Below are 12,347 nucleotides of genomic sequence, written 5' to 3'. Positions count from 1 at the left end.
AGTGGGGACCCGGGCCTCCGCTGACCTGGACACGCTGATGCGGACCAGGTGCCGAGCACCAGCGATCCAGGCTACGCGACCGTGCTGGTCAGGGTCAAAACAGACGGCGTCGGCACCGACGCCGGCCCCGCCACCGGCGGCCACCCGCCTACGACGGCGACACCCGGACACTGCGCACCGCCTCCGCGCATTCGGCGTCGGTGGGCTCGGCCGCGGTACCCGCCTGGCAGCCGATCGAGACCTGCAGGCCGTCGTCGACGACGACGTACCAGCGGATCGCCCCGCCCGACGCCGGCGACTCCCGGTAGCCGATCACATCGCGGCCGGCGAACCGGGTGGTGGCGGAGAACTCGGTGACCACGTCGTCGCCACGCTGCTCGATCCGATTTCGGAGGCTGTCCGCCACCGACGCCGGCGTGGAGCCCTCGCGTACCTCGGTGAGGACGGCGATGATGCGCCGGCCGTCGTCGGGGTCCACGAACACCGCGCGGGTGGTCGACGGGTCGTCGGCCGCGTCGGTCGGGGTTTCCTGTTCGGCCTGTCGCCAGTCCCCCGGCACGGTCAGCGTCGCGCGGCCGAGCCGGACATCCGTCGACGACGTACCCGACGCGGGGTCGCGCTGCCAGATCCCCACCCCGACCGCCCCGCTCACGACCAGAGCCGCCACGACGCCGGCGGCGACCAGTGATCGTGGCCGTCGGCGTGTACCGCCTGCCGGTACCGCATCCGGCGGGCCGGGATCACGTACGGGGGCCACCGCGTCATCGGCGGCGCCGCCGGTGCGGTGACCGAGCCGGACACCCAGATCACGGTCGACGGCGACGACCCGCCCCGCGACCGCGTGAGCCGAGACGAGATCGATCGCCGCGGACACCTCGTCGCGACGATCCCCGTCGACGAACACCGCCTCGACCGAGTCGTCGATGACGTCGATTCCGTCGACGACGACCGAGGAGTGCGACCGATCACCGGGACCGGGCCGGATGACCCCGGAGCGCTCGACGGCCCACCCGTCGGGACCGCGACCCACGATCTGCACGTCCCACCACGACGGACGCGGACGGGCGGGATCGGCGGGCGGCCGCGGTAGATGGGTGGTCTCGACGACGGCACACCGCTGCACGGTCAGGTCGGCATGGCTTCTTGCGACGAGCACCGCCCGCGGCACCAGCTCCACCGGTGAGCGCGCGTCGCCGACATCGGCGAGAGTCGACGCACGACGTGGTCCCCACGTGCTCGGGTGCCCGACGACCATCGGTCGTCCCGCGGGCAGGCCGAGATCGGCGAAGACCCGCCGCCACACCTGCCGCAGGTGATCGCGCCGACCGTCGACCACGACGCTCGTCTGGTCCACCGACTCGAGCAACGTGCGCACGTCGCGATCCACCCGCCGCAGACCGAGGTCCGGCTCCCAGACCAGCGGCGTCCCGAACGCCAGATCGACGACGGTCGGGCGGGGGTTCCCCTGTTCTGTCAGGTGCGCGGGTCCCGCGTCCGATCCCTGCGCCCCGCCCGCTCCAGTCATCCCGGCCCCGACCTAGTCGCCGATCGGGAGATGGGCGACCTGGATCATCTCCTGCGGCCGGACCCGCGACACGAGCTCGCCCCGGCCGGGCACGAGCGACTGGAGGCGCGACCGTCCGGTGATGAATCCCTCGTCCCGGTCCCCGCTCATCAGCAGGATGTCCGACGACAGGTCCTTGAGGCGGGCGATCAGCGGATCGAACATCGCCCGTCCCAGACCACCGGAACGGCGGGCGAGCACGACGTGCAGCCCGATGTCGCGCGCATGGGAGGCCAGTTCGACGATCGGCAGCATCGGGTTCCCCGTCGAGGTGACCACCATGTCGTAGTCGTCGACCACGACATACACCTCAGGCTGGCCCTCGAGCCAGGTGCGGTCCCGCAGCTGCGCGACCGTCACGTCATCCGGTGGCATCCGGTTCTTCAGGTAGGCCGCCAGCTCCGTCATCATCGACGCCGCCCGGTCAGGCGAACTCGCGTAACCGGCCAGATGATCGCCGTCGATGATTCCCAGCATCGTGCGGCGGTAGTCGACGAAGACGATTCGCACCTGCTCCGGCGAGGCACCGGCGACCAGCCCGGTGACGATCGTCCGCAGCAGGTTGGTCTTGCCGTGCTCGACGTCGGCGAACGCCATGAAATGCGGCTGCGCGGTGAAGTCGAGGACCACCGGCGCGAGTTCGAGCTCACCGACACCGATCGCCACCTGGTTGGGCGCCAGCGTCAGCCCGGCGTCGGCGACGGCGCGCTGCACCGACGCGTAGTCGATCTCGGTGCTCAGTTTCCGCACGGCCATCGCCGAACGGCCCGGATAGGCGGCGGTCAGCTTCTCCACCGACTGGGCGACGCCGGCGGGTAGCGACTCGGCACTGCTGACCGGGTCCAGTCGCGGCAACGCGATCAGCATGTGCAGTTCCTGCCCGGTCAGACCACGACCGGGACGGTTCTGCGGGACCAGCGCGGCAGCGCGGCGGCCCATGTCGGAATCCATCGGATCGCCCAGCCGCAGCTCGATCCGGGTACCCATGAGATCGCGGACGGCCGGGCGCACCTCGGCCCACCGGGACGCGGTGACCATGACGTGGACGCCGTAGCTCAACCCCTGCGCCACGATCGCGGTGATCTGTTCCTCGAGCGATTCCAGTTCCGTACGCAGCACGTTCATGCCGTCGAGGACGAGGAACACGTCCCCGAACCGATCCTGGGCCAGCGGGTCGGCCGCCGACGAGGTGACGCCGGACCGGAACCAGGACGCGCGACGGGCCCGGTAGTCGCGCATCGACTCGACCCCCAGGCGGGTGAACAGCAGTTCGCGGGACCGGACCACGGCCGCGACCTCGGCAACCGTGCGGCGGACGGCGTCCATGTCGCCGCGCGAGGCGACCGAACCGACATGCGGGAGTCCGGCGAGGCCGGCCAGACTGCCGCCGCCGAAGTCCAGACAGTAGAACTGCACCTGCTCGGGCGTGTGGGACGCCGCGGCCGACATGATGATCGTGCGCAGAGTCGTCGACTTGCCCGACTGCGGACCGCCGACCACCGCCACGTTGCCCGCGGCGCCCGCGAGGTCGATGACCAGCGGGTCACGTCGCTGGTCGTAGGGCCGGTCGACGATGCCGATCGGGACGGTGAGATCGCCCGGCTCCGCCGGGTGGGACCAATCCCGCTCGCCGAGAAGGTGTTCGACGGTCGGCGAGGAGTCCAGCGGCGGCAGCCAGACGCGGTGGGCGGGCGGGCCGGCGCCTGCGATGCGTTCGACGATCGTCTCCATGAGAGTGGGCACCGGCGCCGAGACGGGTTCGAAGTCGGCGGGCGCCTCGGGAGCGGGCGGTTCCTCGTCGAGCAGGCTCTCGGCCTGGTCGAGCAGGGACCGGGACGCACCCTCGTCCAGCGGGACCGGAAGCGCGGTGAACACTTTCAGGTTCCCGCGCCCCGGCGACGCGGTGGTGCCCGGGTCCGACGATTCGGTGACCGTCGGCGAGTAGTAGGCCCCCGACACGTAGGACGTGTTGAACCGGATCGGGTCGGCCGAGTCGCACTTGAGGTACGCCGAACCCGGAACACTCGGCAGGTGGTACGCGTCGGGAACACCGAGAACCGACCGGGACTCGTTGGCGGAGAAGGTCTTCAGACCGATCCGGTAGGACAGGTGCGAGTCCAGACCACGGAGCTTGCCTTCTTCCAGACGTTGCGAGGCGAGGAGCAGGTGGATGTGCAGCGAGCGGCCCAGGCGGCCGATCGCGACGAACAGCTCGGCGAAATCCGGCTTCTGCGCGAGCAGTTCGGAGAACTCGTCGACGACGATGAACAGTGCGGGCAGCGGATCGAGGCGCACCCCGGATGCGCGTGCGCGCTCGTAGTCGGCGACATTGGCGTAGTTGCCCGCCGCGCGCAGCACCTCCTGGCGCCGGTTCATCTCACCGGAGAGTGCGTCCTTCATGCGGTCGACCATCGACAGTTCCTGCTCGAGGTTGGTGATGATCGCGGCGACGTGGGGAGCGGATTCCAGACCGAGGAACGTCGCGCCGCCCTTGAAGTCGACGAGTACGAGATTCAGCTCGGACGGCGAATGGGTCGCCAGCATGGCCAGCACGAGAGTGCGCAGGAACTCCGACTTCCCCGATCCGGTGGCGCCGATACACAGCCCGTGCGGACCCATGCCACCGTGTGCGCTCTCCTTGATGTCGATCTCGACGGGGGCCCCGGTCGGCGTGTACCCGATCGGCACGCGCAGGCGCTCCCGGCCCGTCCGCCCGCGCCAGGCGGTGGCGGGATCGAACCGCGCCGCATCGTCGATGCCCAGCAGCGCGGGCAGGCCCGGGTCGGCCGAGGTCGCCTCCGACTCGAGGTGGGCCAGCGTCGCGGCGGTGGCGAGCCGATAGCGCGCCATGCGCCGGGCGATCGCCTCGGCCTCGGGGATCGTGAGCGAGTCCATGTCGGCGAACTCCTCGACGCCGGCCGCGCTTCGCGCCGAGACCTTGCCGCCGCGGACGACGAGTTGCAGACCGCGTCGCGCCGCGAGACCGTCCGGCGGCGCGGTCAGGTCGAGGATCGTGACCCCCTCCATGCCCGCGTCGTTGATGATCCGTTCGTCGCCGGCGACATAACCGTCGTCGATGATCACCACAAGGTGCGCGCGGTTGGCGTTCGGCGGCGCGGACCGGCTGAACCGGCCGCGCTCCAAGAGGTCGGCGGCCATCGAGTTCTCCAGGTCGGCCAGCGTCGGGTAGATCATCCGCATCGCGCCGACACCGTCCCGGAGCGTCGGATGTCCCACGTGCGGAAGCCATTTCGCCCAGTCCCAGGCCTCCCCCGCGGGGTCACCGGTGACGATGCCGATGTGCAGGTGATCGGGACCGTGGAATGCGCACAACTCGACGATCATCGACCGGATGAGCTCGCGGGTCTCCTGCCGGGCACCCTCGATGTTGACAGCCGGGAAGCCGCGCAAAGAGATCGAGGTCGGCAGGCGGTACACCGCGGAATGTGTGCGCACGAATCGGCGCAGGGCCACCATCGACACCGGCTCGATGTCCTCGAGGGGTCCGGTCTCCGGGGGCATGAGCCGAGTGGCCAGGCGCTGGACGCCGACACCCACTCGCACATGGGCGAAGTCGGCGTCGCTGGGGCGCCGCTCCCACATCCGCCTGCTGCCGATCACGTCGAGCAGCGCTCGCGGATCCGGGTGACTCCAGGTGCGCGCCGCGCGCTGGTTGTCGACCGTCTCGAAGACCTGACTGCGCAGCTGGCCGAGGTAGCGGAAGTAGTCCTTGCGCTCCTCGTTGAGTTCGCCCGCGCGTTTGCCGCCGCCGCGCCCGCCCGCGGCGAACATGCCGAACATCGACATCAGCATCATCAGCGGGAACATCATGAACAGCGGGTTGGACAGGATGTTGCGTCCACCGGTGACGACCATCAGCGACACCATGCCGACCACCGCGACGACCATCACCACCGGGAGCAGCCTCATCAGGAGACTGCCCGGCACCACCCGGGGCACGTCCGGCGGCGCCTGGATGTTGACCTCGCCGCCGGGCGTGCGCGGCGGCGTGATGCGCGGCCGACGCACAAATCCCTCGGTCGTGGTGACCACACGTCCCCCCTGACATGTCGCGCTGTGTATCCCCAGGCGGTCGAACCCGCTGAGGTTGGCTATGTTAGCTGCTGAACCCAGGGGGAGGATTGACCTGATGACGTCTGTGGACGGATTCGCGCCGGGGTACCCGACCACCGCTGCCGGTGCGGACACCGGGGACCGTCGGCGGGGCGAGGCGGCCGTCGAACCTCAGCTCGTACGGGTGTCGGTACTGGGCGGCAACACCCAGCTCGACGTCGGCCTGCCCGCCGGCATCCCCATCGCGGGACTCATCGGCGACCTCGTGGCGCAGATCGAGTCGCGCAATCCCACTCGGTCGGACCCCGACGATCCCGACGCCGACGCGCGCAACCCCGGACGCCCGCACGATCGCCAGAACAAGTGGACCCTCGCCCTCGTCGGACAGGAACCGCTCCCGCTGCACAGGTCGCTGTCCGAGTCGGGCATCCGCGACGGCGACCTGCTGCTGCTGACCTCGACGCGCACCGGGGAGTCCCCGGTGCTCTTCGACGACGTGGTCGACGCCGTCGCCCGGTTGAACGAATCCCAGTTCGTCGATTGGACCGCGGCGGCCGCCCGACGAGTCGGTTACGCACTGGCTCTCGTCGCCGCGGTCGCGGCGGCGGCATCGCTGGCCGCGGTCCGGGCCGACACCGGCGCCCTGTGGTTCGCGGGCCTCTCGGGCCTGGCGGTCGTCGGATTCGTCACCGCCTCGACCATCGTGTCCCGCTACTACCGCGACGAACAGAGTTCAACCGTCCTGTCGTTGTGCGCCGCACCGATGGCGTTCGTGACCGGGATGATCCTCACGCCCGGGCAGTTCGGCGCCGCGCATCTGACGCTGGGGTTCGCGTTCACGCTGGTGGCCGCCGTCGTCGGCTACCGCATGACCGCCGTCGGCGCCACCGCGCACAGTGCCGTGACCAGCGCGGCGCTGCTCGGCGCGGCCGGCGCCGGGGCCCGACTCCTCATCGATGCACCGGTGCCCGACGTCGCCGCCGTCATCGCCGCGGTCGGCCTGCTCCTGATCGGACTCGCGCCCCGCACCACCATCCTGCTCGCCAAACTCCCACTGCCCCCGGTCCCGACGGCCGGTGCCGCCATCGACGTCAAGGACATCGAACCGCGCCCGGCCATCGAGGGCATCGGGGCGATCGGCGCGACCGCACTCCCCAAAGCCGATGCGCTGGAACGTCGTTCCTATCTCGCCAATGCCTATCTGACCGGTATCGTCGGCGGGCTGACCGCGGTCACCGCCATCGCGGCGGTCCTCACCGCCTCCCCGCTCGCCGGATTCGAGTGGCGCAACGCCATCTACGCCGCGATCATCGGCGTCGTGCTGTGCCTGCGGGGCCGCTCCCACAGCGACCTGTTCCAGGCCGGAATCCTCATCGTCGGCGGATCGCTCGTGGTGATCACGCTGATCACCGGTCTCGCCTTCGGCGACGACCGATGGCCGGTCATCGGTTTCGCACTCGGCGTCGTCGTCGTGATCGCCGCATTCGTCTTCGGCGTCGCCGCTCCGAACCAGGACTTCTCCCCCGTGATGCGGCGCTGGGCGGAGATCGGCGAGTACATCCTCGTCGCGCTCATCGTGCCCCTGCTGCTCTGGCTGCTCGACCTGTATCGAATCGTCCGCGAGATCTGATGCGCGGCATGCGCACCCGCAGCGCAGGGTTGTTCGCGACGGCCCTGGTCGCGGCGCTGGTCGGGACGTCGGCATCGCCGGCCGCGGCGGTGACCCCGCCGCGGATCGACCCCGGCGCCCTGATCCGGTCGGCCCCGGTCGCCCCGCCGGAACCGACCGAGCAGAGCCACCTGTGCAACACCGCGGAACTGACTCGTAATGTGTCGAAACCGACTGCGGCGCAGTCGATGATGAATCTCCCGGAAGCCTGGCGGTTCAGCCGCGGGCAGGGTCAGCGGGTCGCGGTCATCGACACCGGCGTCACACCGCATCCGCGGCTCGGCCGTGTCGTCGCCGGCGGCGACTACGTCTCGGGTGGCAACGGACTCGACGACTGCGATGCACACGGGACCCTGGTGGCCGGCATCATCGCAGCACGTCCGAGCGCCTCCGACGCATTCGCCGGGGTGGCGCCCGCAGCCTCCGTCATCGCCATCCGCCAGTCGAGCAGCGCCTTCCGGAAGAAAGACGACCGCACACGGGACGACGGCGCGCCGGTGGTCGGGTCCGGGTACGGGTCGGTCCGGACGCTCGCCCACGCGATCGTGCGCGCGGTCGATCTACGCGCCACCGTCATCAACATCTCCGAGGTGGCGTGTGCCCCGGCGTCGGGCTCGGTCGACGATCGCGCACTCGGCGCGGCCATCCGCCACGCCTACGAGCGCGACGTCGTGGTGGTCGTCGCGGCCGGCAACCTGACCCGCGACGGCGCCTGCCAGAACCAGAACCCGGCCCCCGCCGCCGACGACCCCGACGGCTGGCGGTCGGTCTCCACCATCGCCAGCCCCGCGTGGTACTCGCCGTATGTGCTGACAGTGGGCTCCGTGGACGCCGACACCGGCTCCCCGAGCGACTTCAGCCTGCACGGGCCGTGGGTGAGCGTCGCGGCCCCGGGGACCGACATCGTGAGCCTGGACAGCCGCCGCGGCTCGAGACGACTGGCGTCGGCGCAGGAGAGCGACGCCGGACCGGTTCCCCTGATCGGCACGAGTTTCGCCGCGCCGTATGTGGCCGGTACCGCCGCGCTGATCCGCTCGCGATTCCCCGAGCTGTCCGCGCGCGAGGTGATGGACCGCATCATCGAGACAGCGCATTCGCCGGGTACCGGCCGCGATCAGCGAATCGGCCACGGCGTCGTCGACCCGGTCGCCGCCCTGACTGCAGAGTTGCCCGTCGAGGACCAGCCGGACCGCGCTTCGGCGCCGATCGCCGCCCCGCCGGTTGCGCAGCCGCCCGATCACACCGCCCGCGACGTCGCGGTCATCGGCAGCGTCGTCGCGGCGATCGTCATCGCAGCGGTGCTCGCGATCGCGTTACCTCATCGGCGGGTGCGCAAGCTCGACCCGGACGAGTTCTGACGCTCGCGGCCACCGCGGGAATGCGGGCGGCGCGGCGTCAGCTCGACGTGCGTGCCGGGCGCAGCTCGCGCGGAAGCGCGAAGGTGAGGGTCTCGTTGGCCGTGTTGACGGTCTCGACCGTGCCGTAGCCGCGCTCGGCCAGGTAGTCCAGGACGCCGCGGACCAGGACCTCGGGCACCGACGCGCCGGAGGTGACGCCGACGGTTGTGACACCGTCCAGCCACGACTCGTCGATCTCACGCGCATAGTCGACCAGGTGGCCTGCCCTCGCGCCGGCCTGCAGGGCCACTTCCACGAGTCGTACCGAGTTCGACGAGTTCTGTGATCCGACGACGATCACCAGATCGCACTCGGGCGCCATGGCCTTGACCGCCACCTGGCGGTTCTGGGTGGCGTAGCAGATGTCGTCGCTGGGCGGGTCGTTGAGCAGCGGGAACTTCTCCCGGAGACGCCGGACGGTCTCCATCGTCTCGTCGACCGAAAGCGTGGTCTGCGACAGCCAGACGAGCTTCGACTCGTCGCGGACCGTCACCGACTCCACGCTGTCGGGGCCGTCGACCAGCTGGATGTGCTGGGGAGCCTCACCGGCGGTGCCCTCGACCTCCTCGTGGCCCTCGTGGCCGATCAGCAGGATGTCGTAGTCGTCGCGCGCGAACCGCTTGGCCTCCTGGTGGACCTTGGTGACCAGCGGGCAGGTCGCGTCGATGGTCCGCAGGTTGCGCTCCGCGGCGGTCTGGTGCACCAGCGGGGAGACGCCGTGCGCGGAGAACACGACGATCGCGCCCTCGGGCACCTCGTCGGTCTCCCCGACGAAGATCGCCCCGCGCTCGGCGAGGGTCTCCACGACGTGCCGGTTGTGCACGATCTCCTTGCGCACGTAGACGGGAGCGCCGTGCTTGTCGAGGGCACGCTCGACCGTCTCCACCGCACGGTCGACACCAGCGCAGTAGCCGCGGGGTTCGGCGAGGAGGACACGCTTCGTCTCAGACATGCTTCCCAGGGTACGGGTTACGCGACGTTGCTCGTGATGGCAGAGTGTTGGCATGGATCGCGCACCGTACCCTGCCCGGATAGCCGCTGGTCTGATCGTCACCGCCCTCGAGGAGACGCGGAAACTCCCGGCCCTGCTCATCACGTTGCCGATGACCGCGGTCAGCCAGACCCTTCAGGCCGGCATGCGGGCGCAACAGAACATCGCCGAACTGGCCATCAAGGGCGACGCCGCCCTGGAGATGTTCTTCGACCGGCCCGACGAACAGCCCGAGTGGGCGCGCTTCGACGAGGACGAGCCGGAGAGCCCCGCACCGGTCTCGCCGCCCGCCCCCGCCGCTAAGGCACCGAGTCCCGCACCGACCACCCCAGCACCGACCACACCCGGCCCCACCACCATCGACGACGAGGTCGAAGAGGCGGCCACCGACGCCGATCTCGTCGCGCCGCCGCGAGCCGACGCGGGTCGGTTCGCGCTGTACAGTTCCACCCCCGACGAGGCCGTCGCGGCCGAGGTGCCGGGCACCGAGGCGGTCACGTCGTCCGACGGTTCGGGACCCGAGATCGTCGAACTCATCGACTACGACACCCTGACCCTCGCGCAACTGCGCGCCCGGCTCCGGACGGTCGCCATCGAAGACCTGATCGCGCTCGTCGACTACGAGAAGGCCGGTCGTGCCCGCGCGCCGTTCGTGACGATGCTCGAGAACCGGATCGCCGCGCAGAACAAGCGCTCCACCGAAGCGTGACCGGAGCCGACACGAGCGACACACCGCGACGTTCCTCCTCGCCGAACTCGGCCGAGCACCCGTGGCCGGTCCGGACGGTCAACACCAAGATCGCCGACTGGATCCACCGGCTCGGACAGATCTGGGTGGAGGGGCAGGTCACCCAGATCAGCCGGCGACCCGGCACCCGGACCGCGTTCCTCACCCTGCGCGATCCCGCCGCCGACATCTCGATCTCGGTGACGTGCAGCCCGGATCTACTGGCGCGCACCGAGGTTCCGCTGACCGACGGCAGTTCCGTGGTGGTCCTGGGCCGACCGAGTTACTACACCGGCCGCGGCACGGTGTCCCTGCGCGTCAGCGAGATCCGGGCGGTGGGCATCGGCGAGTTGTTGTTGCGGATCGAACGACTGCGCCAGCTGATGGCCGCCGAGGGCCTCTTCGATTCGCGCCTCAAGCGGCCCCTGCCCTTCCTGCCGCGGGTGGTCGGGTTGATCAGCGGGCGGGCGAGCGCCGCGCAGCACGACGTGGTGAGCGTGGCCACCGCGCGCTGGTCGGACGTCCGTTTCGACATCCGGGAAGCCCCCGTGCAGGGCCCGACGGCCGTCGCCCGCATCCTCACCCATCTCGCCGAACTCGATGCACACCCGGATGTCGAGGTCATCATCATCGCGCGCGGCGGGGGCAGCGTCGAAGACCTGCTCCCCTTCTCCGACGAGGCGCTGTTGCGCGCGGTCTCGCGGTGCCGGACGCCGGTCGTCAGCGCGATCGGGCACGAACCGGACAATCCGTTGCTCGATTTCGTCGCGGATCTGCGCGCGGCCACCCCCACAGACGCCGCCAAACGAGTGGTCCCCGACGTCGAGGCCGAGCTCGCCGGCATCGCGGACCTGCGCCGCCGCAGTGCGCAGGCGCTGCGCAACTGGGTCCGGCGGGAGTCCGGCGTCGTGGCGGCGCTCCGGGCGCGTCCGGTGCTCGCCCGTCCCGGGGTGCTGGTGGACTCCGAAGCCGCGCGGGTGGCCGAACTGGTCCGCGTATTGCGGCGGGATGTGTTGCGCCACATAGATTCCGAGGAGCGTCGCAGCGAGCACCTCGCCGCGCGGTTGTCGACCCTCGGTCCCGCGCAGACCCTGGCGCGCGGTTACGCGGTGGTGCAGCGCACCGACACCGATTCCCCGCATGTGGTCGGCACCCTCGCGGACCTGCCGCCGGGTGCGCAGGTGCGGATCCGGGTCGCCGACGGCGCCGCGACCGCCCGGGTCGACGGGCCCGCCGCACGCCGCTCCCGCGCACGATCCCGGACGGGCAGCGCGACCGAACCGACGAACGCGCACGAAGACGGAGGAGACGCGTGAGCACCGACGAGACATCCACTCCCATCCAGGAACTCGGGTACGAGGAGGCACGGGACGAGCTCGCCGAGATCGTCACCACCCTCGAGCACGGCGGGCTCGATCTCGACGCCTCGCTCGCGCTCTGGGAACGCGGAGAGGCCCTCGCCACGCGCTGCGAGGAACACCTGCGCGGGGCCCGGACGCGCATCGAGGCGGCGATCACCGACAAGGGCGCCGATCCCGGCGATGAGGACGACGACTGATCACTCGAACCGCGCGAGCAGGTCGTGGTCGAGGGCGCTGACGCGGGCATGTTCGGCGGTCGGGCGCGCACCGGCTCGCGCGAGGACAGGCCGCCGATCCTCCCCGCCCCTCACCGGGGAGGAAAGCGGCCACCCGACGGCGTCGTCGGAGGTCGGCCCGACGACGCCCGGATCGGGTGCGGTCGCCGCGATCGGCGCGGTCCGGTTCACGGTCGCGCCGACGCTCTGCACCGGCACGGTCACCACCAATGGCACCAGGACCGCGACCAACGCGAGCCTCGCCCACACGAAGTGCGGGCCGAACCCAGATCCCCCAGCCATGAGCGCCTCCTGGAGACGACGCTAGGAACTCGGGACCCGGTTCTCA

Annotated in this window: 9 protein-coding genes; 5 read left to right on the top strand and 4 right to left on the bottom strand. The window is 70.8% G+C overall.

Going from position 1 to position 12,347, the window contains the following annotated elements; genetic code table 11:
* Window positions 1-148: 148 nt before the first annotated feature.
* Window positions 149-1,525, bottom strand: a complete 1,377-nt coding sequence (locus AC3B5T_RS14995) for a type VII secretion-associated protein (RefSeq protein WP_488357655.1) — start codon at window positions 1,523-1,525, stop codon at window positions 149-151.
* A gap of 12 nt (window positions 1,526-1,537) precedes the next feature.
* Complete coding sequence (gene eccCa, locus AC3B5T_RS14990; RefSeq protein ID WP_488357654.1) at window positions 1,538-5,617, bottom strand: type VII secretion protein EccCa; 4,080 nt, start codon at window positions 5,615-5,617, stop codon at window positions 1,538-1,540.
* A 97-nt stretch (window positions 5,618-5,714) separates the two neighbouring features.
* Between eccCa and eccD the strand changes: the two genes are divergently transcribed.
* On the top strand, window positions 5,715-7,268 hold the full coding sequence (gene eccD / locus AC3B5T_RS14985; RefSeq protein WP_035717098.1) for a type VII secretion integral membrane protein EccD: 1,554 nt from the start codon (window positions 5,715-5,717) through the stop codon (window positions 7,266-7,268).
* On the top strand, window positions 7,268-8,665 hold the full coding sequence (mycP, locus tag AC3B5T_RS14980; protein WP_488357653.1) for a type VII secretion-associated serine protease mycosin: 1,398 nt from the start codon (window positions 7,268-7,270) through the stop codon (window positions 8,663-8,665). The genes eccD and mycP overlap by 1 nt, the downstream gene beginning before the upstream one ends.
* Before the next feature lie 37 nt (window positions 8,666-8,702).
* On the opposite strand, the gene AC3B5T_RS14975 is transcribed toward mycP, so the two are convergent.
* Window positions 8,703-9,656 (bottom strand): 4-hydroxy-3-methylbut-2-enyl diphosphate reductase, encoded by a 954-nt coding sequence (locus AC3B5T_RS14975; RefSeq protein WP_035717097.1) that lies wholly within the window; start codon window positions 9,654-9,656, stop codon window positions 8,703-8,705.
* A gap of 52 nt (window positions 9,657-9,708) precedes the next feature.
* Between AC3B5T_RS14975 and AC3B5T_RS14970 the strand changes: the two genes are divergently transcribed.
* From AC3B5T_RS14970 to AC3B5T_RS14960, 3 genes are read left to right on the top strand one after another with little or no spacing between them, the layout of a single operon-like run.
* Window positions 9,709-10,404 carry a lipid droplet-associated protein gene (locus tag AC3B5T_RS14970; protein WP_488357652.1) on the top strand — a complete coding sequence of 232 codons (696 nt, stop codon included), beginning with the start codon at window positions 9,709-9,711 and terminating at the stop codon, window positions 10,402-10,404.
* The gene (xseA, locus tag AC3B5T_RS14965) at window positions 10,401-11,738 is read left to right on the top strand and encodes an exodeoxyribonuclease VII large subunit (RefSeq protein WP_488357651.1); all 1,338 of its coding nucleotides are present in this window, start codon (window positions 10,401-10,403) and stop codon (window positions 11,736-11,738) included. Before AC3B5T_RS14970 ends, xseA begins: the two co-directional genes overlap by 4 nt.
* Entirely contained in the window at window positions 11,735-11,980 is a 246-nt protein-coding gene (locus tag AC3B5T_RS14960; protein ID WP_010841839.1) for an exodeoxyribonuclease VII small subunit, read from the top strand. Before xseA ends, AC3B5T_RS14960 begins: the two co-directional genes overlap by 4 nt.
* On the opposite strand, the gene AC3B5T_RS14955 is transcribed toward AC3B5T_RS14960, so the two are convergent.
* Window positions 11,981-12,301, bottom strand: coding sequence for a hypothetical protein (locus AC3B5T_RS14955; RefSeq protein ID WP_055474872.1), 321 nt, complete (start codon window positions 12,299-12,301; stop codon window positions 11,981-11,983). It lies immediately after the preceding gene.
* Window positions 12,302-12,347 lie beyond the last annotated feature (46 nt).

It is taken from the genome of Gordonia sp. G4, from assembly GCF_057770005.1.
The sequence above is the reverse complement of the archived record's forward strand: the minus strand, read 5'-3'. Positions and strand labels throughout refer to the sequence as shown.

Excerpts from the sequence above, each read along its gene's own strand:
- AC3B5T_RS14995 (WP_488357655.1), bottom strand. The coding sequence starts at position 1,525 with ATGACTGGAGCGGGCGGGGCGCAGGGATCGGACGCGGGACCCGCGCAC.
- eccD (WP_035717098.1), top strand. The coding sequence starts at position 5,715 with ATGACGTCTGTGGACGGATTCGCGCCGGGGTACCCGACCACCGCTGCC.
- mycP (WP_488357653.1), top strand. The coding sequence starts at position 7,268 with ATGCGCGGCATGCGCACCCGCAGCGCAGGGTTGTTCGCGACGGCCCTG.
- AC3B5T_RS14975 (WP_035717097.1), bottom strand. The coding sequence starts at position 9,656 with ATGTCTGAGACGAAGCGTGTCCTCCTCGCCGAACCCCGCGGCTACTGC.
- AC3B5T_RS14970 (WP_488357652.1), top strand. The coding sequence starts at position 9,709 with ATGGATCGCGCACCGTACCCTGCCCGGATAGCCGCTGGTCTGATCGTC.
- AC3B5T_RS14955 (WP_055474872.1), bottom strand. The coding sequence starts at position 12,301 with ATGGCTGGGGGATCTGGGTTCGGCCCGCACTTCGTGTGGGCGAGGCTC.